Annotated in this window: 25 protein-coding genes; 8 read left to right on the plus strand and 17 right to left on the minus strand. The window is 68.2% G+C overall.

All coding sequences use genetic code 11. The features are described from left to right. Positions 1–72 precede the first annotated feature (72 nt). Positions 73–1,254, plus strand: coding sequence for a permease (locus tag A5747_RS15855; RefSeq protein ID WP_076125841.1), 1,182 nt, complete (start codon positions 73–75; stop codon positions 1,252–1,254). A 593-nt stretch (positions 1,255–1,847) separates the two neighbouring features. On the opposite strand, the gene coaD is transcribed toward A5747_RS15855, so the two are convergent. The 5 genes from coaD to A5747_RS15880 all read right to left on the minus strand — a co-directional run bounded on the left by coaD (position 1,848) and on the right by A5747_RS15880 (position 5,526). Continuing rightward, positions 1,848–2,333, minus strand: a complete 486-nt coding sequence (gene coaD / locus A5747_RS15860) for a pantetheine-phosphate adenylyltransferase (protein ID WP_076125844.1) — start codon at positions 2,331–2,333, stop codon at positions 1,848–1,850. Between the two features lie 23 nt (positions 2,334–2,356). Beyond that, on the minus strand, positions 2,357–2,911 hold the full coding sequence (gene rsmD / locus A5747_RS15865) for a 16S rRNA (guanine(966)-N(2))-methyltransferase RsmD (protein ID WP_076125846.1): 555 nt from the start codon (positions 2,909–2,911) through the stop codon (positions 2,357–2,359). Positions 2,912–2,921: 10 nt separating this feature from the next. Continuing rightward, on the minus strand, positions 2,922–3,569 hold the full coding sequence (locus A5747_RS15870) for a vitamin K epoxide reductase family protein (RefSeq protein WP_076125849.1): 648 nt from the start codon (positions 3,567–3,569) through the stop codon (positions 2,922–2,924). Next, positions 3,569–4,333 (minus strand): DsbA family protein, encoded by a 765-nt coding sequence (locus tag A5747_RS15875; RefSeq protein ID WP_076125851.1) that lies wholly within the window; start codon positions 4,331–4,333, stop codon positions 3,569–3,571. Before A5747_RS15875 ends, A5747_RS15870 begins: the two co-directional genes overlap by 1 nt. Before the next feature lie 74 nt (positions 4,334–4,407). After that, a complete protein-coding gene (locus A5747_RS15880) occupies positions 4,408–5,526 on the minus strand; it encodes an alpha/beta hydrolase (protein ID WP_076125853.1) in 1,119 nt (372 codons plus the stop codon). Here A5747_RS15880 and A5747_RS15885 point away from each other — a divergent pair. Both A5747_RS15885 and A5747_RS15890 read left to right on the plus strand, forming a co-directional pair. Further along, the gene (locus A5747_RS15885; RefSeq protein ID WP_076125856.1) at positions 5,525–6,358 is read left to right on the plus strand and encodes an aldo/keto reductase; all 834 of its coding nucleotides are present in this window, start codon (positions 5,525–5,527) and stop codon (positions 6,356–6,358) included. The two genes, A5747_RS15880 and A5747_RS15885, sit on opposite strands and share 2 nt — an antisense overlap. A 6-nt stretch (positions 6,359–6,364) precedes the next feature. Continuing rightward, positions 6,365–7,222 (plus strand): aldo/keto reductase, encoded by an 858-nt coding sequence (locus A5747_RS15890; protein ID WP_175611248.1) that lies wholly within the window; start codon positions 6,365–6,367, stop codon positions 7,220–7,222. Between the two features lie 58 nt (positions 7,223–7,280). On the opposite strand, the gene nthA is transcribed toward A5747_RS15890, so the two are convergent. From nthA to A5747_RS15915, 5 genes are all read right to left on the minus strand, one after another. After that, on the minus strand, positions 7,281–7,907 hold the full coding sequence (nthA, locus tag A5747_RS15895) for a nitrile hydratase subunit alpha (protein ID WP_076125860.1): 627 nt from the start codon (positions 7,905–7,907) through the stop codon (positions 7,281–7,283). Then, on the minus strand, positions 7,904–8,584 hold the full coding sequence (gene nthB, locus A5747_RS15900; protein ID WP_076125862.1) for a nitrile hydratase subunit beta: 681 nt from the start codon (positions 8,582–8,584) through the stop codon (positions 7,904–7,906). The genes nthA and nthB overlap by 4 nt, the downstream gene beginning before the upstream one ends. 165 nt (positions 8,585–8,749) lie before the next feature. Further along, positions 8,750–9,460, minus strand: a complete 711-nt coding sequence (locus A5747_RS15905) for an HNH endonuclease family protein (RefSeq protein ID WP_076125865.1) — start codon at positions 9,458–9,460, stop codon at positions 8,750–8,752. Then, the gene (recG, locus tag A5747_RS15910; RefSeq protein ID WP_076125867.1) at positions 9,457–11,700 is read right to left on the minus strand and encodes an ATP-dependent DNA helicase RecG; all 2,244 of its coding nucleotides are present in this window, start codon (positions 11,698–11,700) and stop codon (positions 9,457–9,459) included. The genes A5747_RS15905 and recG overlap by 4 nt, the downstream gene beginning before the upstream one ends. A gap of 2 nt (positions 11,701–11,702) precedes the next feature. Next, positions 11,703–13,418 carry a DAK2 domain-containing protein gene (locus A5747_RS15915; RefSeq protein ID WP_083700484.1) on the minus strand — a complete coding sequence of 572 codons (1,716 nt, stop codon included), beginning with the start codon at positions 13,416–13,418 and terminating at the stop codon, positions 11,703–11,705. Between the two features lie 178 nt (positions 13,419–13,596). Between A5747_RS15915 and rpmB the strand changes: the two genes are divergently transcribed. Then, entirely contained in the window at positions 13,597–13,791 is a 195-nt protein-coding gene (rpmB, locus tag A5747_RS15920) for a 50S ribosomal protein L28 (protein WP_076125869.1), read from the plus strand. On the opposite strand, the gene A5747_RS15925 is transcribed toward rpmB, so the two are convergent. Beyond that, positions 13,788–14,783: a GlxA family transcriptional regulator gene (locus tag A5747_RS15925; protein ID WP_076125871.1), complete on the minus strand. Its 996-nt coding sequence runs from the start codon at positions 14,781–14,783 to the stop codon at positions 13,788–13,790. The two genes, rpmB and A5747_RS15925, sit on opposite strands and share 4 nt — an antisense overlap. A 98-nt stretch (positions 14,784–14,881) precedes the next feature. Here A5747_RS15925 and A5747_RS15930 point away from each other — a divergent pair, with 98 nt between their 5' ends. Genes A5747_RS15930 through A5747_RS25115 form a run of 3 tightly spaced genes read left to right on the plus strand, consistent with a single transcriptional unit; the run spans position 14,882 to position 16,577 of the window. Continuing rightward, complete coding sequence (locus A5747_RS15930) at positions 14,882–15,565, plus strand: DJ-1/PfpI family protein (RefSeq protein WP_076125873.1); 684 nt, start codon at positions 14,882–14,884, stop codon at positions 15,563–15,565. A 14-nt stretch (positions 15,566–15,579) separates the two neighbouring features. Beyond that, a complete protein-coding gene (locus A5747_RS24900) occupies positions 15,580–16,074 on the plus strand; it encodes a carboxymuconolactone decarboxylase family protein (protein WP_158070279.1) in 495 nt (164 codons plus the stop codon). Then, the gene (locus A5747_RS25115) at positions 16,071–16,577 is read left to right on the plus strand and encodes a carbonic anhydrase (protein ID WP_076125877.1); all 507 of its coding nucleotides are present in this window, start codon (positions 16,071–16,073) and stop codon (positions 16,575–16,577) included. Before A5747_RS24900 ends, A5747_RS25115 begins: the two co-directional genes overlap by 4 nt. Positions 16,578–16,594: 17 nt before the next feature. On the opposite strand, the gene A5747_RS15945 is transcribed toward A5747_RS25115, so the two are convergent. The 4 genes from A5747_RS15945 to A5747_RS15960 are packed head-to-tail and all read right to left on the minus strand — an operon-like array spanning position 16,595 to position 19,481. Then, positions 16,595–17,527: an NADP-dependent oxidoreductase gene (locus A5747_RS15945; protein ID WP_076126005.1), complete on the minus strand. Its 933-nt coding sequence runs from the start codon at positions 17,525–17,527 to the stop codon at positions 16,595–16,597. A gap of 5 nt (positions 17,528–17,532) precedes the next feature. Next, a complete protein-coding gene (locus A5747_RS15950; RefSeq protein WP_076125879.1) occupies positions 17,533–18,216 on the minus strand; it encodes a uracil-DNA glycosylase in 684 nt (227 codons plus the stop codon). Then, positions 18,213–18,503 carry a DUF1330 domain-containing protein gene (locus A5747_RS15955; RefSeq protein ID WP_076063218.1) on the minus strand — a complete coding sequence of 97 codons (291 nt, stop codon included), beginning with the start codon at positions 18,501–18,503 and terminating at the stop codon, positions 18,213–18,215. The genes A5747_RS15950 and A5747_RS15955 overlap by 4 nt, the downstream gene beginning before the upstream one ends. 9 nt (positions 18,504–18,512) lie before the next feature. Continuing rightward, positions 18,513–19,481, minus strand: coding sequence for a thiamine-phosphate kinase (locus tag A5747_RS15960; protein WP_076125881.1), 969 nt, complete (start codon positions 19,479–19,481; stop codon positions 18,513–18,515). A gap of 154 nt (positions 19,482–19,635) precedes the next feature. Here A5747_RS15960 and A5747_RS15965 point away from each other — a divergent pair, with 154 nt between their 5' ends. Further along, a complete protein-coding gene (locus A5747_RS15965) occupies positions 19,636–20,151 on the plus strand; it encodes a DUF3515 domain-containing protein (RefSeq protein ID WP_076126008.1) in 516 nt (171 codons plus the stop codon). 8 nt (positions 20,152–20,159) lie between these two features. Here A5747_RS15965 and A5747_RS15970 read toward each other — a convergent pair whose 3' ends face one another. Both A5747_RS15970 and A5747_RS15975 read right to left on the minus strand, forming a co-directional pair. Continuing rightward, the gene (locus A5747_RS15970) at positions 20,160–21,281 is read right to left on the minus strand and encodes a D-alanine--D-alanine ligase family protein (RefSeq protein ID WP_076125883.1); all 1,122 of its coding nucleotides are present in this window, start codon (positions 21,279–21,281) and stop codon (positions 20,160–20,162) included. A 62-nt stretch (positions 21,282–21,343) separates the two neighbouring features. After that, entirely contained in the window at positions 21,344–22,363 is a 1,020-nt protein-coding gene (locus A5747_RS15975; RefSeq protein WP_233148067.1) for an NAD(P)H-dependent glycerol-3-phosphate dehydrogenase, read from the minus strand. Positions 22,364–22,418: the final 55 nt, after the last annotated feature.

Here is a 22,418-nt window from a genome sequence, read left to right on the forward strand (position 1 = left end):
GCACGCGGGATATACCCCTGTAGGGTATTATCGCCGCAGTATCGCCGCGGAACCAACCGGAGCGGAGGACCAGTGACAGGCAAGGTGCTACCGGCAATCGGGCATGCGTTGGCGTTGGCGGGGTCGATGACGTGGGAGATCACCTGGGCGCTGATCCTGGGCTTCGCGTTGTCGGCGGTGGTCCAGGCCGTGGTGCGCCGCTCAACCATCGTGAGGCTGATGGGCGACGACCGGCCCCGAACGCTGGCTGTGGCAGCGGGGCTGGGAGCCGCGTCGTCGTCGTGCTCCTACGCCGCGGTGGCCCTGGCCCGATCGCTGTTTCGCAAAGGCGCCAACTTCACCGCCGCCATGGCGTTCGAAATCGGTTCCACCAATCTCGTGGTCGAGTTGGGCATCATCCTCGCCCTGCTGGTGGGCTGGCAGTTCACCGCCGCGGAATTCGTCGGCGGCCCGCTGATGATCGTCGTATTGGCCGTGCTGTTCCGGCTTTTCGTGCGCTCTCGCCTGATCGACGCGGCCCGCGAGCAGGCCGAGCGGGGAATCGCCGGATCGATGGAAGGCCACGCCGCCATGGACATGTCCATCCAAGGCGACGGCTCGTTCTGGCGGCGGCTGTTCTCCGGGCAGGGCTTCACCTCCGTTTCGCATGTGTTCGTCATGGAGTGGCTTGCGATCCTGCGCGATCTCGTGCTGGGCCTGTTGATTGCGGGTGCCCTCGCGGCGTGGGTTCCCGAAAGCTTTTGGCAGAGCTTCTTTTTGGCCAGTCATCCGGGCTGGGCGGCGCTGTGGGGACCGCTCGTGGGGCCCGTCGTAGCGATCGTGTCCTTCGTCTGTTCGATCGGCAATGTGCCGCTGGCCGCGGTGCTTTGGAACGGCGGCATCAGCTTCGGCGGTGTCATCGCGTTCATCTTCGCCGACCTGATCATCCTGCCGATCTTGAATATCTATCGGAAGTATTACGGCGTCAAAATGGCGCTGGCACTGCTCGGCACCTTCTACGTCGCGATGGTCGCCGCCGGGTACCTTGTCGAATTGATTTTTGGCACAGCCGATCTCATCCCACACTCCCGCAACGCCACGGTCATGGAAGCGTCGATCTCGTGGAACTACACCACCTGGCTCAACATCGCCTTCCTCGGCCTCACGGCCGTCCTGGTGCTGCGGTTCGTCACCTCAGGGGGACTTCCGATGCTGCGCATGATGGGCGGTTCGCCCGAGGCAGCGCCGGATCAGAGTGGCCACAGCCACCACTAGCGTTCTCGCAGGAAGCGGGAATCCCGTCTCCGGAGAATTTGGTCCTTCATGGCCGTGGAGGCTTCCTTCACGCTGGCTACCTGTCACCGGGCGGCCGGCTCAGAAGTTACCCGCAAACTTGGCCCATCTGTCCGTCATAGGGGCTGGCGCCCTCGCAATCGCCCAGCCGGTATCTGTGCCTGGGGTTATCGCGCTGGAATCCGTCGACGCAGGCCTGGTCGCCAGTGGCAGTGATGATGCTGAAACAGGGATCGGCGTGTGCTTGTGCTGGTGGAATGCAGAGCGGTACCAGCGCTATGGCTGTTGCCGCCGACACGCCCATTAGTGCCCTCTTCACCCTGACCCCTTAATGGCCGCAGTGTCGTTGGCACTTCAGGGTCCCCCAAGATTGTTGCCGTCATGTTCCAAAAGCCAACGAGTTTGTTACAGATTGCTCTCATTTGCTCGCGCGAAGGTGCATCGTTTGAAAACTCGTTGGCGACACCGCTAGGCCCAAATACCTCCCTTGGGCATTTCAAATATTTTGTGCGGCAGCATTTTTCGGTCCGATGCTCACGGAGAACGTCGACGACCCGTATGCAGGAGCGGACTCGTCAGTCCGTGCGATCGGACAACTGTTCGCGCAGTCGGCGATTCACCGGCTCGGGTAGTAGCTCCGACACGTCACCGCCCAGCGTCGCGACCTCTTTGGCCAGCGACGACGACACGAACGAATACCGCGGGGCGGTCGCGACGAAGAAAGTGTCGACGCCGGCGATGTGCTTGTTCATTTGCGCCATCTGCAGCTCGTACTCGAAGTCGGTGCCGGTGCGCAGGCCTTTGACGATGGCCGTCATCCCCCGCGACCTGACGAAGTCGACGACGAGACCTTCTCCGACCTCCACGCGCAGGTTCGGCAGGTGGGTGGTGGATTCTTCGATCATCGCGATTCGCGCGTCGATGTCGAACATGCCCTTCTTGGCGGGGTTGGTCAGGATCGCCACGACGACTTCGTCGAACTGGGCGGAGGCGCGCTCGAAAACGTCGATGTGGCCCAACGTCACCGGGTCAAACGACCCCGGGCATACCGCGCCGCTCATGACCACTGACGCTACACGCTGTCTCACAGCCGTTCGGCCAGCTCCAACCGGGTGTCGCCATAAACGCGCGACGGCCACGACGACCAGCCGGCCGGCCAGCTCAGCGGTGGCCCGGCGGCGGCACGCTCGACCACCGCGACGGTTCCCTCGCGCACCCAGCCGTGCGCGGTCAGTGCGGCCAGGACGGCCTCGATGTCGGCGGCCTCGATGTCGTAGGGCGGGTCTGCGAGCACCAGGTCGACCGGGGCAGGACTCCCGGCCGCCAAAACCGCAGCCACCGGGCCACGGCGCAGCGTCGCCCCGGTGAGGCCCAGCGACTCGATGTTGCGGGCGATGACGGCGGCGCTACGTTGGTCGGACTCCACCAAAAGCGCGGATGCCGCACCGCGGGACAGGGCCTCGAGCCCCAGTGCCCCCGAGCCGGCGTAGAGGTCCAGGACCGCCAGCCCGCTCAGCTCGCGCCGGGCGGTGACGATGTTGAACAGCGACTCCCGGACCCGATCGGTGGTCGGCCGGGTTCCCTTCGGCGGGACCGCGATACGTCGCCCACCGACGATGCCGCCGATGATCCGTGTCACTCGCCGAGGCTCACAAAAGCGTGGACCAATAGTCCCAGAACCGCGCCAAGATCAGCAGAAACACGGCGGTGAACCAGAGCGCGGCGATCGACCATCGCCACTCGAACAGCACCCGCACCACTGCGCGGTCCGTGTTCGCCAGCACCGGGCGCAGCACGACGGAGAAAATCACCACCAGCAGCGAGATGGTGACCACCCAGACCACCATGCAGTACGGGCACAACGCCCCGATTCGGTACAAGCTCTGGAAGATCAGCCAGTGCACGAATACCGCACCGACCAGGGTTCCCACCCCCAGCCCGACCCAATACCATTGGGGCAGAGGAATTTTCGCCACAGCGAGCACACCCGTGACGACCACGACGGTGAAGCCCACGATGCCCAGCAGCGGGTTGGGAAAGCCCAGCAGGGATGCCTGCGGTGTGACCATGACCGAGCCGCACGAGACGATCGGGTTGAAGTTGCACGACGGCACGTAGGACGGATTGAGCAGGATTTTGACCTTCTCCACCGTCAGCGTCAGCGACGCGAACAAGCCGATCGCTCCGGCGATCAGCACCCACCATGCGCTGAGCGCGGGTACGGGCGCTACGGGCGACGATTCCGGCGTCAGGTCGTCGGGGGGCGCGGCGGCTTCTGCTGACACCGCAACCGTCACTACGCCGCGGGGGCGACGGCGTTGTCGAGCCCCGGCACGTCGCCCACGATGGACTTGATCTTGGCGACCAGTGCATCAGGCGTCGTCGGTTCGTAGTTCTCGCCGTTGATCTTGATCGTCGGGGTGGCGGTGATGTTTGCGGCCGCCGCTTCCCCGGTGACCTTGGAGAGGTACTTTCCGCTGTTGATGCAGTCCGGGACCTTGCCCACGACGCCGGCTTCGCGGGCGAGTTCGATCAGTTTCGCGTTGTCGGGAAAGCTGCTGCCGCGTTCGTCGGGTTGGACTCGGGTGGTGTACAGCGCCGTATGGAAGCGGCGAAACGCGTCCATGGACTCATCGGCGACGCACAGCGCCGCCGCGCCCGCCCGCGACGAATAGTTCTGGTTCCTCGAGTTGTCGAGGATGGCAACCATGGCGTAGTCGGCCGCTATCGCGCCGGTGTCGATGAGCTTGGAGACCGTTGGCCCGTAGGTGCGTTCGAAGTTGCCGCACGCCGGGCACAGGAAGTCCTCGTAGAAGGTGACGACGGCCTTGGGGTTGGACGTCCCGGGCTGGGTCACCAGCTTGCTCGACGTCACCCGCACCGTGTCGCCCTCGCCGCTGGCCGCGGCCTTCTTGTCGTGGTGGGTCATCACGATGTAGGAGACGATCGCGACCAGCAGGATGACGACGAAGGCGGTGCCGCCGATCTGGAAGAGTCTGCCGGATTTGCCGGTGCCGGACTTCAAGTCGTATCGAGGGGGACGGTTGGGTTTGTCGGCCACTGGTTCGGTGATCCTTCGGTGCGGGCTTGTGCGTGGGTCGGGCGGCGCGCCTCTACATTACCGGCGGGCGACGGTCAGGCCCGGCTCAGATGAGCGCGCAGGGCCGAGATCAGTTCGCTGGTGGCCGCGGCACTGCCGCCACCAAGCGGGAACAGGTTGGCGAAGCCGTGGGTCAGCGAACCCATGGGCCGCAGGTCCACCGGCGTGCCGGCAGCCCGCAGCGCGGTCGCGTAGCTCTCGCCCTCGTCGCGCAGGGGGTCGAAACCCGCGACCGCGATCAGGGCCGGCGCCAGCCCCGACAGCGACTCGGCCAGTAGTGGGGAAAGCCGCGGATCGGTCCGGTCGAGCGTGGAACGCCGCAGGTATTGCGATTCGAACCAGTCCATGTCCCGTTTGGTCAGCAGGAAGCCGCGGGCGAACAGGCTCATCGACCGGGTCTGCGCGGTGAAATCGGTCCGCGGGTAGAGCAGCCACTGCAGCACCGGCGCGGGTTCCCCCGCGTCGCGCGCCAGCTGGCACACGACGGCGGCGAGGTTGCCGCCGGCGCTGTCGCCGCCCACGGCGACACGCCCGGGAATCGCACCGAGTTCGCCGGCGTGCTCGTATGCCCAGGTGAAGGCGGCGTAGGCGTCCTCCACCGCGGCCGGCGCCACATGCTCGGGGGCCAGCCGGTAGTCCACCGACAGCACGTGGATGCCCGCATCGCGGCTGGTCAACCGGCACAGCGCGTCATGGGTGTCCAGGTCACCGATCGACCAGCCACCGCCGTGATAGAAGACCAGCAACGGCGCCGCCGCACCGTTGGGCGGGCGATAGTGCCGCGCCGCGATCTCACCGCCCGGCCCGGGCAGCGTGATCTCGTCCACCTCGACATGAATCTGCGGACCGGAAAATCTGAGCAGGCCCTCGCGCATCTGGGCGCGGGAGGCCGCCGCGTCGTCGTCGACGACCAGGCCGTCGATGCCGACAACCCGCTGGCCCGTCAGCATCAGCTGGAGCGTCGGATCCAGCGTGTTGCCGTCGATCATGATCGCCCGCCCGCGGACCAGCATCCGCTGGGCGGCCGTCGGGATCCATGGAATGACCTTGACACCGGCCGTGGTGGCCAGGCCCTGCAGGCGGCTGGTCCATCCGATCGGCGCCTGTCTCGCTCCGAGGTCCAGGTCCCACGCGCCTGGCAGACTCTGTGTCATGGCAGCTCCCTTGGTGACGCTGAATGACGGAAATTCGATCCCCGCCGTCGGGCTCGGAGTCTTCCAGATCCCGCCGGCAGACACCGAACAGGCGGTGGCTGCAGCCCTGCGCGCCGGTTACCGACATATCGACACTGCCGCGGCCTACCGCAACGAGCGGGAGACCGGACGCGCGGTTGCCGCCTCCGACGTGCCGCGCGACCAACTGTACGTGGTAACCAAATTGGCGAACCCGGACCAGGGCTACGACAGCACGCTGCGGGCATTCGACGCCAGCATGGACCGGCTCGGGCTGGATTATCTCGATCTCTATCTGATCCATTGGCCGCAGCCGGCGCTGAACAAGTTCGTCGACACCTTCAAGGCATTCGCGCACCTGCGCGACCAGGGCCGTATCCGGTCCATCGGAGTCAGCAATTTCGAACCCGAGCACCTCTCGGTTCTCATCGATGCCATTGGCATCGTTCCGGCGGTCAATCAGATCGAGCTGCACCCACGATTCACCCAAAGTGAATTGCGCGAGGTGCACGCCCAACGCGGCATCGCGACCGAGGCGTGGGCGCCCCTGGGCCAGGGATCGCTGCTGACGCATCCGATGATCACCGCTGTCGCGGCGGAGTGTGGGCGGACAGCTGCCCAGGTGTTGATTCGCTGGCATATTCAGCTGGGTAATATCGTGATTCCCAAGTCGGTCAACCCCGCACGGATTGCGAGCAACCTCGACGTGTTCGATTTCGAACTGAGCGAAAACGAAATGTCGACGATCTCCTCGCTGGACGACGGAACCCGGCTTGGTCCGAATCCACGAACTTTCAATTTCGCAGGTAGGTGAATGACGTTGACTGGCGAGTCGGGCTCGGCCGGATCCTCAGCCATACCCTCGATAGCTCTCAATGACGAGAACACCATGCCGGTGCTCGGCCTGGGCGTCGCCGATCTATCCGACGACGAGGCCGAACGCGCGGTGTCGACGGCGCTGGAACTCGGTTGCCGGCTCATCGACACGGCCTCGGTCTACGGCAACGAAGCCGGGGTCGGGCGCGCGATCGCGGCCTCCGGGATTCCCCGCGCCGAGCTGTTCGTCACCACGAAGCTGGCCTGTGCCGACCACGGCTTGATGAAGGCCCAGGAGGCCTGCAACACCAGCCTGGAGCGCCTCGGCCTGGACTACGTCGATCTCTACCTGATCCACTGGCCGGTGCCGTCGGCGGGCAACTACGTGAACTCCTTCGGCGGCATGATCCAGTGTCGCGGTGAGGGCCATGCGCGCTCGATCGGTGTCTCCAATTTCACCGAGGAGTACCTGACGACCGTCATCGACCTCGCCTTTTTCACCCCGGCGGTCAACCAGATCGAGCTGCACCCGCTGTTCAACCAGGACGAGCTGCGCAAGGTGAACACGCAACACAACGTCGTCACGCAGTCGTACACGCCGCTGGCGCTGGGCAAGCTGAACGACAACCCAACGGTGGCCTCGGTCGCCGGCGAGTACGGCAAGACAGCCGCGCAGGTGCTGTTGCGATGGAACCTGCAACTGGGCAACGCGGTCGTCTTCCGGTCGGCCGACGCCGAGCACATCGCCGGCAACCTCGACGTGTTCGACTTCGAGTTGGCCGCCGAGCACATGGATGCGATCAGCGGCCTCAACGACGGCACCCGGTTGCGCCCGGACCCGGACACCTACGAGGGCCCGTAGCTTGTTGTCGCCGACTGTGAATCTGACGACGGCTGATCGGCGCGTCGCGTAGCAAGATTCACGGTCGGCGACGCGTCTGCTGTTCGGGCGGGTCGGCGACGAGGGCGACACCGGTCATCGCCTCGCGGGTGACGATCGCGACGAGGTCGTCCATGCTCCAGCCCCTGGTGTGGGCGGGCCGGCGGGGCAAGACGAGATAGCGGGTCTCAGCGGTGGAGTCCCAGACACGGATTTCGGTCGACTCGTCCAGGTGCACTCCGAACTCGGCGAGCACCGCGCGAGGCTCGATCACCACGCGAGCCCGGTACTCGGGAGATTTGTACCAGGTTGGCGGAAGACCCAGGAGTGTCCACGGGTAACACGAGCACAGCGTGCAGACGATCACGTTGTGGACACCATCCGTGTTTTCCACGACGACGAGCTCGGTTGGGGCGGTTAAGCCGAGTTCTTCCAAGGCGGCGTTGCCGTCCGCCAGGAGGCGCTCCTTGTACTCCGGGTCGCTCCAGGCGCGGGCTACGACTCGCGCACCGTTGAGCGGACCGATGTCGTGTTCGAGCATCGCGGCGACCGCGTCGATGGCCGCGGGTGTGATCAGTCCCTTTTCCAGCAGGAGTGATTCGATCGCGCGGGTTCGCAGGGCGGGATCCAATTGATCCGAATATTGTTGTCTGTCTTGATGATTCATGCTGGATCCAAATAGCTTTCCCACAGTCCGAGCTGGATTTTCAAATTGGGCTCTGCGGTGTCTCCCCACAGCTCGCGACTGTCGAAGCTCACCGTGTAGACGCGTTGCGGGTTCTCGCCCATGCCATGTGCGTCGGTGTCGGGAAACACCGCGGCGGAATGGACGTGGGCGACGACGCCGCGACGACCGCGCACATAACGGGGCAGCCTGGTGTGACCGCGGGGATGAATATTGCATGCGATGACCTCGTCGCCCACTGCGAACCGGCCCGGATGATCGGCCTCGCGGCGGTTACTCGGTTCACCGCCTCGTGTCGGCGGTCCCGGTGTGCCGGGCGAGTGAACGTCGCCGCTGCCGCCTGGCGGGTCTCCACCGCCGGTGAGCCGCTCGGTGCGATCGCGGATCTCGGCCGGGCCTAAGAGACCGCGGTCCACCAGCGCCCCTTCCAGCCCGTCAAGGTGGCGACCGAAGTAACCGTCCCGCAAGTAGCGAAGCGGCGGCAGGCTCTCGATGGCATAGCGCAACACGCCGCCACCGCCGAGGTGGCCCGCGACGAGCAGCGCCATCGTCATGGCCTCCACGCGACCCTCCCACGGGGCGTGAAATACCGGCTCGTCCTGTGGCCGCGGAATGCGTCCGAAGGACTGCATTCCGCCCAGGTCGTGTGCTCCGTTCACGGACCGATCCCCTTCGCGCCGGCTCGTGATCGCCTGCCGTTCAGTGCTTTTAGCGTCAAAAGCCGATTATGTCTACATCTGTAGACATATCGACGGTAACACCGTGTCATCCCCTTGTCTACAGTCGTAGACACACTCGGAGGAAACCGTGGGAAACGTGTAGGGTCAGCCCGCCGGGCAGGTGGCCGCGGCCCGGCGCAGCACGTCGGTCGAGGGCTGATCGACGGGCAACTGGTAACCGCGCAGCACGGCGATGAACTGCATGGCGTACTGGCACGCGAAGGCGGCGTTCGGCGGCATCCACTGGGCCGGCGGCGAATCGCCCTTGTCCTGGTTGGCCTGCCCCTCGACGGCCAGCAGGTTGGCCGGATCGTTGGCGAAGCGCCGGCGCTCGGGCTCAGGCCACGCGTAGGCCCCCATGTCCCAGGCGTAGGCGAGCGGGACGATGTGGTCGATCTGCACCGATTCGCCGACCTTGGCGCCGCGCTGAAACGCGACGGTGGCGTTGGTGTACGGGTCGTGCAGGGTCCCGCTGGCCACCGCAGTCGGGCAGCGCTTGACCGACACGTATGTCTTGTCGACGAGATCGCGGTCGAGGATGTCGTCGCGGGTGTCGCACCCGTTGTGGCCCAACGGGGCATCATTGTCGTCGTCCCACGCGTCGCCGTACGCCGCCCTGCGGTAGTCGTAGCGGTGGATCCGCTGCGGCAGCACGGGTATGCCCGCCAGCACGTCGGCGCCGGGCTGCACGGTCGGGACGTCCGCGCGGGCGGCGACTTCGGCGCGCTTGGCCGCCGAGGAGCCCAGCGTCTGGTAGGCGACCAGCACCGCGAGCGCCGCCGCGAGCGACAACCACAGCAGCACTTTGCGATTCACGACTTGTCCAGGTATTCGATGCGTTCGGTGTCGGTGAACCGCGCCGCCAGCACCTCCAGCCCAGGATGCGAATGTCCGTCCTCGTAGGCGCGCGCGCAGAAGTCCCGCGCGGCCTCGATGTAAGTCAGATGGTCGGCCAGCGACAGCAGCCGCAGCCCGATCGCCTTGCCGGACTGGTTGCGGCCCAACACATCTCCTTCGCGGCGTTCCTTGAGATCGAGGTCGGCCAGGGCGAACCCGTCCATTGTTGCGGCAACGGCGGACAACCGGTGACCGGCCGGCGAGCGCGGCGAAGCCCAGCTGGCAAACAGGCACAGGCTCGGATGCTCGCCGCGGCCGATGCGACCCCGCAGCTGATGTAACTGGCTGATTCCGAACCGATCGGCGTCCATCACCAACATGACCGTGGCGTTGGGGACGTCCACGCCCACCTCGATGACGGTGGTGCACACCAACACATCGATCTCGCCGGCGCGAAAGGCGGCCATAGCGGCGTCCTTCTCCTCGCCGGACAGCCGCCCGTGCATGAGCCCGAGCCGCAGGTTCGCCAGCTCGCCGGAACGCAGTCGGGCGTAGAGGCCTTCAGCGGTTTCCGGCGGTCGGGCGTTCTGGTCCTTCTGCTCCCCTTGCTGCGAGTCGCCTTTCGGCGGCTCGTCCGATTCGTCGATCCGGGGTGCCACCACATAAGCCTGGCGGCCGGCGGCGACCTCTTCGATGATGCGCTGCCAGGCACGGCCGAGCCAGGCGGGTTTGTCGTTGATGAAGATCACGTTGCTGGTGATGGGCTGGCGCCCGCGCGGAAGTTCGCGCAGCGTCGAGGTTTCCAGGTCCCCGTAGACGGTGAGCGCAACGGTGCGCGGGATCGGCGTGGCCGTCATCACCAACAGGTGTGGCGTGATGCCGGCACGAGCCTTGGCGCGCAACTGATCTCGCTGCTCCACCCCGAACCTGTGTTGCTCGTCGACCACCACCATGCCCAAGTTGTGAAAGTCCACCGCATCCTGCAGCAGCGCATGGGTGCCGACGACGATGCCGACCTGACCGCTGGCGATCTCGTCGCGGACCTGCTGCTTGTGAGCAGCGGTCATCGAACCGGTGAGCAGCGCCACCGTGGTGGCGTTCTCGGCCCCACCCAGCTGGCCGCCCATCGCCAACGGCCCCAGGACGTCGCGGATCGACCGGAGATGTTGTGCGGCAAGCACTTCCGTCGGCGCCAGCAGCGCACACTGGTAACCGGCGTCCACCATCTGCAGCATCGCCAGCACCGCGACGATCGTCTTGCCCGAGCCCACCTCACCCTGCAGCAGCCGGTTCAGTGGGCGGGTCGCGGCCAGCCCGTCGGACAACACCGCAAGCACCTCGCGCTGTCCCGCCGTCAGCTCGAAAGGCAACCGCCGCAGCAACTCCGCCGCCAGACCGTCCGGGCGCGGCGCGGCCGGCGGGCCCGACTCGGAGAGCTCACCGTGGCGGCGGGCGACCAACGCCCACTGCAGGCCGACGGCCTCGTCGAACGTCAACCGCTGCCGTGCGCGCTCCCGCTCTTCGCCGCTTTCGGACAGATGGATGGCGCGCAGCGCCTGGTCCTCGGAGATCAGGCCGAACCGGTCGCGCAGTTCGGCGGGCAGCGGATCGGGCACGGGATCCAGGACGTCGAGCACCTGGCGGACGCAGGCGAAGATGTCCCAGCTCTGCAGCTTCGCGCTGGCCGGATAGATCGCAAAGAAGCGGCGCTCGTACACCTCCACCACTTCTTCGCCGCTGGCGGCGTGCGATGCGTTGGCAATGGTTTTCAGCGACTTCGTGCCGCGGTTGCGTCCGTCCGGCGAGTCGAGGATCAGAAACGCCGGATGCGTGAGCTGCATGACGTTCCGGAAAAACCCGACTTCCCCGGAGAGCATCACCTTCGTGTCCTTGGTGAGGTCCTTCTTGATGTAGTTCGCGTTGAAGAATGTGGCGGTCACCCTGCCACGTCCGGAGCCGACGGTGATGCGGTGACACAGCTTCTTCCGGTTCTTCTTCATCGGGAACGTCTCGGTGGCGGTGATCGTGTCGACGATCGTGATGTGCTCGCCGGTTTCCGGCCGCTCGTCCTCCGCACCGCGCACGGCGGCGCCCTCGGTGTAGGCGCGCGGGTAATGCCGCAGCAGGTCGTCGACGGTCCGGATGCCGAAGACGTCGTCGAGATCGCCCGCGGCCTTGGCGCCCACGATGTAGTCCAGCCGGTCACCCAGTGACACCACGGCTACTCGACCCCGATCAGCAGGGCGTCGCCGCGATGGCCGGTGGGGTAGATCACCAGCTCGGTCCCCGGATGGTGGTCATGCACATGCTGTTGCAGGATGTCGCCGACAGCGGCGGCTTCGGTTTCGATGCCGGCCCCGACCAGCACCGTCACCAGATCGCCGCCCGACGCCAGCAGCAGATCGAGCAGGCCGATCGCCGCCCCGGCCGCATCGGCCGCCACGATCAGCACCTCGTCGCCCGCGATGCCCAGGCCGTCACCGGGCTGGCAGCGACCGGCCCAGGTCAGCGCGCTTTCGGTCGCGATGCGCACCGATCCGTGCCGGGCGGCCCCGGCGGCGCGGGCCATCGTGTAGCCGTCGTCGACGGCCTGGCGATCGGTTTCGTGCACGGCCAGCGCGGCCAGCCCCTGCACCATCGAGCCGGTCGGTATCGGCACCACGTCGATGCCCCACCCGATGGCGGTGGTGCAGCCGGCGACCAGCTCCTCGGCGGCCACATAGCCGTTGGGCAGCACCATGACCTGTGCGGCGCCGGTGTCGACGAGCGCGCGCACCAGCTGGTGGGCGCTGATATCCGTGGCCGGGTCGTCCGCCTCGCGACCTGGTTGCAGCACGCAGGCGCCCTCACCGGCGAACAGCTCGGCGGCGCCGTCGCCGTCGACCACGGCCAATACCGCCCGCTCCCGCGTCCAGCTGCCCGCCGGCAGCCCGGTGACGCCGGAGCTCAGGGCCGAGACCACGATCCGGCTCGGCCGCCCGCCCGCCAGGCCCGCTTCCACCGCGGCGCCGGCGTCGTCGGTGTGCACGTGCACCGAGTAGGTGCCGGGCGCGGTCGCGGGCGCGATGGCCACGGAATCACCCAATTCCGAGAGCCGGTCCCGCAGCGCGTCCGCCGCCGCGGGATCGCACCCGTCCAGGCGGTACATCACCTCGAACTGCGGCGCGGGGCGTTCGGCGGGGGCTTCCGGCTGCGGCGCGCGGGGCGCCAACTCGTACACCGTGCGGGCGGGCGCCTGCCCGATGACGGTGCTGCGCAGCGCGTCCAACAGGACCAGCAGGCCCCTTCCCCCGGCATCGACCGCACCGGCATCGGCGAGGACGTCGAGCTGTTCGGTGGTTTTCTCCAGCGCGACGACCGCCGCGTCGCCGGCGGCGGTGATCGCCGGGCCCAGCCCGTCGTCCGCGCATTCCTCGACGGCCTCGGCCGCGGCCCGCAGGACCGAGACGATGGTTCCCGGGACCTCCTGCCCGCCCATCGAGGCGATGACCAGATCGACGCCGCGTTGCAGCGCGCCGGCCAGGGTCGCGGCATCCATATCGGCCAATTCACCGCCGCGGTCGGCAGCCGCGCCGGCGGTGACATCGGCGATACCGCGCAGGATCTGGGACAGGATCACGCCGGAATTGCCGCGGGCCCCGTTCAGCGCCCCGGCCGACAGGGCGCCCGCGACGCGGGCCACGCATCCGGAGCCGCCGTCGGCGCGCGCGTTGGCCTCGGCCAGGGCGGAACGCATGGTGAACAGCATGTTGGCGCCGGTATCGGAATCGGCGACCGGGAACACGTTGAGCCGGTTGATCTCGTCGAGGTGGGTGATCAGGTCGCTGACGGCGGTGTGCGCCCAGTCGCGCAGGGCCACCGCGTCCAGCAAACGATCCCGCGACGACGTGCTCAGGGTGACCCACCTCCTCGGAGCCTCACTCGAGTAAACCGGCATATTGAGCCTAGCCAGCGCGGGCGACGGCGCCGGTCGTTGACGCCGGTGGACTGTTGACCGTTTTGGTGGTTGCCCGCAGCAGTCGGTATTCTGGGCTGGCCCGGGTCAGCCTGGGCCGTCCCGGCTCGTCGAGATCCATCCTGAGTGCCGGGCCCCCGAATTTTGAGGAGCTTGAAGAATGGCCGCTGTGTGCGATATCTGCGGGAAAGGCCCCGGCTTCGGTAAGTCGGTGTCGCACTCCCACCGCCGCACCAGTCGCCGGTGGGACCCCAACGTCCAGACCGTGCACGTCGTGACGCGTCCCGGCGGCAACAAGCAGCGGATCAACGCCTGCACGTCCTGCATCAAGGCCGGCAAGGTCGTCCGCGGCTAGCGAGCCGCATCACGGGTGGCGAACGCGCGCCGGTAGTCCGACGGCCTCAAGCCGACCGCACCCGAGAACAATCGGCGGAACGTGCCGGTGTCCCGGTAGCCCACCGACCGCGCGATCTGCTCGATGCTGAGGTCCGTCGCTTCCAGGAGCTGCTTCGCCCGGGACACCCGCGCCGCCTGGACGAAGTCCAGCGGCGTCTGACCGGTCTCGGCCCGGAATCGCCGAAGCATGGTGCGGGTGCTCACATGGTGTGCGGCCGCGAGCGCGGCCAGGTTGTACTCCCGATCCAGGTTGGCCAAGAGGTCGCGCCGCACATGGGTCGAGAACCCTTGCCGCACACTCCCATCGAGGGTCTCGTCGATGTAGGGCGACTGCAGCGCGCGGCCCGGTGTGGTCAGGGTGATCTTCGATGTGGTGCGGGCCACGGTGGCGCCCGCGCGCAAGCGGACGAGATGTAGCGCCAGGTCAAGTGACGCGCTGAACGCGCCGGTCGTCGTGATCGGCCCGTCTTCGATCAGGAGCGCATCACGGTCCACGATCGCCTCGGGGTGACGCCTGCCCAGCTCGTCGGCGAACAGCCACGCGGTCGTCGCGCGCCGTCCGTCGAGCATGCCGGCCGCGCCCAGGAGGAAAGCACCGACGCAGATGCTCGCGGTCGGGATGCCCCGCGCCGCAACCCGTCGAAGGAGCGCGATCTCGTCCCCCCACGTCTCGAGCCGGCCGTCGATGTCCTGAACCGGGCTGAGGTCGAATCCCGGAATCACGAGGAGGTCGAGGCCGTAACGCATTCGCGGAGCCCGCATTTCGATTCCGCCGCTCGCGGACACGGCGCCCGGGCGAGCGGCATGCAGCGTCGTGATGAACGGAACCGGTTGGCCGTTGAACTCCGCGACACGGTTGGCCAGGGTGAGCACGTCGAGCACGGCGAACGCCTCGGATGCGAAGCAATCCCGGTAGACGAGAATGCCCACCCGGCTGGCCGCATCCGCCATGTGGCGACAATAGCCGCTTTAGTGGCATTTTCGCCACTCGTGTCGTCCTCCTCCGCCCCCCACCATGAAAGGCACGTGTTGATGACGAGGAGGAAGACATGCGGCTGACGGTCGTGTTGTTCGACGGGTTCACGGCGCTGGACGTCGTGGGCGGCTACGAAGTGCTTGCCAACGTCCCGGGCATGGAGGTCGAATTCGTCGCGGCGGCCCCTGGCGTGATCGCGGCCGACACCCGCCGCCTCGGGCTGCTCGCCTACCGCGGCATCGATGCCATCGCCTCGACCGACATCCTTTACGTGCCGGGCGGACCGGGCGTCTGCGCGGCACTCGCCGACCCGGGGCTCCTCGGTTGGCTGGCGCGGATGCACGCGGCGACCACGTGGACCGTCGGGATCTGCAACGGGGTCGCGCTGTTGGCGGCCGCCGGGATCCTCGACGGCGTCAGCGTAACCACCAACTGGGGCTGGCGGGATCGGGTGGCGTCGTACGGCGTCGACGTCGTCCCCGACCGCTTCCACCGCGACGGGCGGATCGTCACCGGCGCCGGTGTTTCGGCAAGCATCGACGCGGGGCTCTTCCTCGCGGGGCTGATCGCCGGTGACGAGATGGCGCGCCTGGTACAACTCGGCATCGAGTACTTCCCCGCACCGCCGGCGTTTGCCCGTACGGCCGTCACCGAAGTGCCCGACTCCGAGAAGCAGCTCCTGCTGGCGTTCGAGAGCGGTCCCGCGATCGAACGGCTCGCGACCGCCGAGCCGCCCTGGTCGGGGGTGACGGCATGACCCGCATCGAACCCGTGCACGCCGATGCCGCGCTTCCTGCCTTCGACACCGCGCGGCGTCGATACGGTTGGCTGCCGAACACCATCCGGGTCATGGCGCGGGGAACCAACGCGGCCGATCTCTACCTCGCGGCGGGCGAATTCAACGCTCGGGGCGCAGTTTTGCCGCTGGCCCGCGAGCGCATCGCGATCCATGTCGCCGAGACGAACGGATGCGAGTACTGCCGGACGGCGCACACCCTCGCCGCACGCGCGCTCGCCCGTCCGGGCCATGCCGACAATCAAAGCGTCGACGCCCAGGTCGAGTTCGCTACGCGCATGCTCCGCAGCCGCGGCCGGCTGAGCGACGAGGACCTCGACCACGCGCGCGCGGCGGGGATCGACGCGCAAACCATGATCGACATCGCCGCGGTCATCGCGGAAAACATGCTCGGGAATCTGATCAACAACCTCGCGCGCACCGAACTCGACGCGATGCTGCGGCAGCGGATGACGGAAGGAACCGCATGAGCGTCGATACCCTGATCGAGCGTAACGCCCGGCGCGCCGAGGCCCTGTCCACCGCCGACCGCTCGCTCACCCCGGCACTGCGGACCATCGTCGTCACGTGCGCCGACCATCGCGTCGACCCGTCCCACGTACTCGGTCTGCAGCCCGGCGACGCGATCGTGCTGCGCAACCCCGGCGGCCGTGTCACCGCCGATGTGCTGCGAAGCCTCCTGGTCCTCGCCACCGTCGCCGCCGTCGAGGGCATCGACGCGGCGTTCGAGATCGTCGTCATGCACCACACCGACTGCGGGCTCGCTCGGCTCGACACCCCGGAACACGCCGCACTGGTCGCCGACTACATCGGCATCAACGAGGACGACGTGGCGAAGGTGACCGTCGCCGATCCTTGGCACGCGGTGAACTACGACGTCCACGTCCTGCGCGAGGTCGTGCGTGCGCCGGGAACGACGGTCACCGGCCTGGTTTACGACCTCGACTCCGGCACGGTGCGACGCTCGGAGTGAATGCCGCCGATTGCCCGTCAGCCCCGGACAACGATCACGGTCTTGCCGGGCCGCCGAACGGCGCGCTGACCGCTTTCGAACGCTTCCCGACCCTGCTCGAGTGGGAATGTCGCCGCGATTTCGACGCGCAGCCGGCCGCTGTCGACGAGGGCCGCGAGCTCACCGAGCTGGTCTCGATTGGGCTCGACGATGAAGAACGTCGCCCTGATCCCGTATTCGTCGGCTTTGCCCGCGGGCGGGGGCGCCGACAGGGTGATCAACCGCCCGCCCCGGCGCACCACCGAAAAGGATCGGTCCAGCGTCTCGCCTCCGACGGTGTCGATGACGACGTCGTAGGTATCACCGGTTTCCTCGAACCGTTGCGTTCGAACGTCGATCACGCGCTGTGCGCCGAAGCCGCGCAGCAGTTCGCCCGCGTCGCTGCGCACGGTGGCGGTGACCTCCGCGCCGAGGATCGCGGCCAGTTGCACCGCTAGGGCGCCGACCCCGCCGGCGCCGCCGTGGACCAACACGGCCTCCCCGGGTTGCACCGCGGCCTGGTCGACCAACGCTTGCAGGGCGGTGAGCCCGGCCAGCGGCAAGGCGGCGGCGACGACATGTGAGACCGCCGACGGCTTGGCGGCCAGCTCGGCCGCGGGAACGGCAACGAAATCCGCTGCCGCGCCGTCGCGGTCGAATCCGATCAACCCGTACACCTCGTCGCCGGGCGCGAAATCCCCGACGCCCGTGCCGATGTCGGAGACGACGCCGGATACCTCGTGCGACGGGATCACCGGAGTTCGGCTGACGCCGTCGCGGGTCCACGTTTCGTCCCATGTCAATTCGTCGAACGTGATGGCCGCGGCGTGTACCGCCACGACGACTTCGCCGGCGCCCGCGACCGGCGCCGGCGCCCGCTCGACCACGAGTACCTCCGGTCCGCCCCTGCGGTGCGCCCGCAGCGCCGTCATTTCGCTCACGGCAGCCGCCAATCGACGGGCTCGGCGCCCATGCCAGCGAGCAGCTCGTTAGCGCGGCTGAACGGCCGCGAGCCGAAGAACCCGCGCGACGCCGACAGCGGCGACGGGTGCGGCGACTCGATCGCCACGCAATCCCCTTCGGCCAGAATGGGTTTGAGCGTCGACGCGTCGCGGCCCCACAGGATGGCCACCAGCGGCCGGGACCGCTCGACCAGGGCGCGAATCGCGCATTCCGTCACCGCTTCCCAGCCCTTGCCCCGATGCGACGCCGGGTTGTTGGGGCGCACCGTCAGCACCCTGTTGAGAAGCAGCACGCCGCGCTGCGCCCAAGGCGTCAGGTCGCCGGACGAGGGCTGGGGATGGCCTAGGTCGGCGCTGTACTCGTCGAAGATATTGGCCAGGCTTCGCGGCAGCGGACGCACCTCGGGGGCCACCGAAAAGCTCAGGCCCACAGCGTGTCCCGGTGTCGGGTAGGGGTCTTGGCCGACGATCAGCACCCGGACGTCGTCGAAGGGAAACGTGAAGGCGCGCAACACGTTCGGCCCGGCGGGCAGATACCTGCGCCCCGCGGCGATCTCGGCGCGCAGGAATTGCCCCATCTGCGCGACCTGCTCGGCCACCGGCTCCAGCGCGGTCGCCCACCCCTGCTCGACGAGTTCCTTCAACGGGCGCGCGGTCACCGCAGTCCCTGCACCAGCAGCACCACCGTGTCCGCGCCCGCGCGCCGATCCTTCGCGATGTCCTCGTATTCGGGCGATTGCACAAAAGCGTGGAACGCCGCCTCGTCGGGAAACGACATCAACACCACCTTCTCGCGGTCCCACTGCCCCTCGGCGACCTTCGGCGACTCGTCGGCGGCCAGCAGTGTTCCGGTGTGACGGGCGAAGACCTCCATGAACCTCGCCTGGTAGCGGTCGTAGACCGCCCGGTCGGTGAATTTCAGCTGGGCGATCGCGTAGACGGTCACGGCGCCACACTAATACGACTGCCATCCGGCGTAGCCGCTCCACTCCGCTCCGTCGACGAGCACCCGGGCCGGCCCGTCGAGCACCCGGCCGACGACGCGCCAGCCGGCCGGCGCCGGGCCGGCGAAACAGGCCGCCAGGGCGTGGTCCTCGCCGCCGGCCAGCACCCACGACCATGGGTCGGCGCCCACGGCAGCCGCCGCGGCGGCCAGCGCGTCGCGGTCCACCGCCAGGGCGGCGGTGGACAGGTCGATCCCCACCCCGGACGCCGTGGCCACGTGGCGCAGGTCGGCCACCAGACCGTCGGAGACGTCGATCATCGCCTCCGCGCCCGCGCTCGCGGCCGTGGCTCCCGCGCCGTACGGCGGCTCGGGTACCAGGTGACGACGCCGAAGCTCGTCGAACCCACCAATGCCGTTGTGCCACAGGGCATATCCCGCAGCCGAGCGACCCAACTCGCCGGCGACGGCGAGCACCGAACCGGCGTGGGCCCCCGATCGCAGCACCGGCGCGCGTCCGTCCAGGTCGCCCAGCACGGTCACCGACAACACCCACTGGGGGCAGCTGACCAGATCACCGCCGGCGATGCCCGCGCCGATCCGCGCGGCCTCGTCCCACAGCCCGTCGACGAGCGCGTCCACGTCCGCCGCGCGGGTGTCACCCGGGGCGCCGAAGCCGACGACGAACGCCGTGGCCCGCGCGCCCATCGCCTCGATGTCGGCGGCGTTCTGCGCGACCGCCTTGCGGCCGACGTCGTGGGGCGTCGACCAGTCCAGCCGAAAGTGCCGGTCCTGCACCAACACATCGGTCGAAACCACGGTGCGGCCGTCGCCCGCCGACACCAGCGCCGCGTCGTCGCCGGGCCCGAGCAGCACCCCGTCGGGTTGCCGGCGTCCCCGCACCAACCGATCGATGACCGCGAATTCGCCGAGCCGTGCCAGCGTGGGGAACTCCCCCGATGCTCCGAAGTCAGAGTCCACGCACGCCACCTCCTCGGGCCACTCTGGGGTCGCCCCGACCTGCGGTAAGTTGGGTCTTTGCCCGACCGCGCCAGTGTAGGAGACAGGAGGTGCGCGGGCGGTGACGACCGACCCCAATACCGCAACCGATCTCGGCGGACCTCCGCGCGCCGCGATGATCGCCGCGGTCGCGCTGGCAGTCGCGGCGATCGGCGCGATCCTGGTCATCGCGGCGAACCGCGAGGCGCCACCACAACCCGTCGCCATTCCGGCCGTCCCCGCGCCGCAGGCCGCCAGCGCCGCATGCAAGGCGCTCACGGACGCGCTGCCGCAACGGCTGGGTAACTATCAGCGCGCGCCCGTCGCGCAGCCCGCGCCGCAGGGCGTGGCCGCCTGGCGGTCCGGACCCGATAGCCAGCCGCTGGTGCTGCGGTGCGGACTCGACCGCCCCGCCGAATTCGTCGTGGGATCCCCGATCCAGGCCGTCGACCGGGTGCAGTGGTTTGAGGTGGGCGCCCAGCAGCAATCCGCCGGCGACTCGGGCAGATCCACTTGGTACACCGTGGACCGGCCGGTGTACGTCGCGTTGACACTGCCGTCGGGGTCGGGGCCGACACCGATCCAGCAGCTCTCCGAGGTCATCGACCACACGATCGCGGCGGTGCCGATCGACCCGGCCCGTCCGGATTAGTGAGCCCGTTAGCGCAGACCCACGCCCCGCGCCAGCGCGGTCTCCACCATGGTCGCGAGCAGGGTGGGATAGTCGACGCCGCTGGCGGCCCACATCCTCGGGTACATCGAGATCGTGGTGAATCCCGGCATTGTGTTGATCTCGTTGATCACCGGCCCGTCGTCGGTTAGGAAGAAATCGACGCGGGCCAGGCCCTGGCAGTCGATGGCCTTGAACGCCCGGATCGCCAATTGGCGTATCGCATCGGCGATCTCGTCGTCGACCTTCGCTGGAACGTCCAATTCGGCTGCGTCGTCGAGGTATTTGGTCGCGAAGTCGTAGAACGAGTCCTCGCGGCCGCGCACCCCGGCCACCCGGATCTCCCCCAAAGTGCTGGCTTCCACTGTGCCGTCGGGCATTTCGAGCACACCGCACTCCAGCTCACGGCCGCTGATCGCCGCCTCAACGATCACCTTCGGATCGTGCCGGCGAGCGGTCGCCACCGCGGCCGGCAGCTCGTCCCAACTCGACACCCGGGTCACGCCGATCGACGAGCCGCCCCGCGCGGGTTTGACGAACACCGGCAGACCCAGCCGCTCGCACTCATCGAGGGGCAGCGCAGCCTGCGCTGGGCGCAGTACCGCGTGCGGGCCGACCGGAAGTCCTTCGGCGGTAAGCAGTTTCTTGGTGAATTCCTTGTCCATACCGACCGAACTGGACAGCACGCCGGCGCCGACGTAGGGCACACCGGCCAGTTCGAGCAGTCCCTGGATCGTGCCGTCTTCGCCGTACGGGCCGTGCAGCACCGGAAAGACCACGTCGACCGACGCCAGGACTTCACCGGCCTTGTCACCGGCACCGGCCCGGAGCGACACCAGCTGGCCGCCGCGCCGCGGATCGGCCGGCAGCGCCAGCTCGGTGCCCGAGGCGGTCGTCACCCCGGGCAGCTGCCGGTCGGTGATCGCCAGCGCGTCCGGGTCGCCGTCGGTGAGCACCCACGAACCCTCCGGGGTGATGCCGATCGCGACCACCTCGAAACGCTGCGGGTCGAGGTTGCGCAGAATGCTGCCGGCGGACACGCACGAGATGGCGTGCTCGTTGCTGCGCCCGCCGAAGACGACGGCGACGCGCACGCGGTCGCTGGCACTCACAACCTGGAGAGGCTACCGGGTGGAGCGCCCTCGGGTCGGGCGCCGGGCCGCTAGCTGGGGTTTCATTCGGGCTTGGTGCTGCGGCCCAGCAACAGGGCCATCGCCTCGTCCACCGAGAGCCCCTTGTGACAGACCCGGTGCACGGCTTCGGTCAATGGCATCTCGACGTCGTAGCTGGAGGCCAGCGCCAGCACCGCCTCGCACGAGGTCACCCCCTCGACGACGTGCCCGTCCCTCGCCTGCATCGCCGATTCCATGGTTCCGCCGCGGCCCAGGCACTCGCCGAAGGACCGGTTACGCGAATGCGGCGACGTGCACGTGGCCACCAGGTCGCCCACCCCCGCCAGGCCGGCCAGCGTCGCGCCCTTGGCGCCCAACGCCATCCCAAGGCGCATGATCTCCGCCAGGCCGCGGGTAATGATCGCCGCCACGGTGTTTTCGCCGAGGCCGACGCCGACCGCCATCCCGCAAGCCAGCGCGATGACGTTCTTGCACGCCCCACCGATCTCGGTGCCGACCACATCGCTGTTGGTGTACGGGCGGAAGTACCCGCTGTTCAGCATCCGCTGCACGGCGACGGCGCGGCCGGAGTCACTGCACGCGACAACCGTAGCGGCGGGCTGACATTCGGCGATCTCGCTGGCCAGGTTCGGTCCCGAAATCACTCCGACCTGTGCGGGGTCGACGCCCGTCACCGAAACGATGACCTGACTCATCCGCATCAGGGTGCCCAGCTCGATGCCCTTCGCCAGGCTGACCAGCGTCGCGCCGTCGGGCAACCAGGGCGCCCAGTGCTCGAGGTTGGCCCGCATCGTCTGCGCGGGCACCGCCAGCAGCACCGTCGACGAGCCGGCCAGCGCCTCTTTGGCATCGGCGGTGGCGCGGATGCCACCCGGCAGCAACGTCCCGGGCAGATAGGCGGGGTTGTATCGGGTGACGTTGATCTGCTCGGCGATCTCGGATCGCCGGGCCCAGAGCGTGACCCGCGCGTCCGGTCCTCCGGCGTCCACCAGCACCTTGGCCAGGGCGGTGCCCCACGCACCGGCGCCCATCACCGCGACGGCGCCCTCTGAACCGGGCATCGTGCTGGCCATTTACCACCCCGTCTGTCGTCGAGACCGTGTGCGGCGCCGCCTT

Origin of the sequence: Mycobacterium sp. IS-836 (genome assembly GCF_001954275.1) — a bacterium.
Lineage (GTDB): Bacteria > Actinomycetota > Actinomycetes > Mycobacteriales > Mycobacteriaceae > Mycobacterium.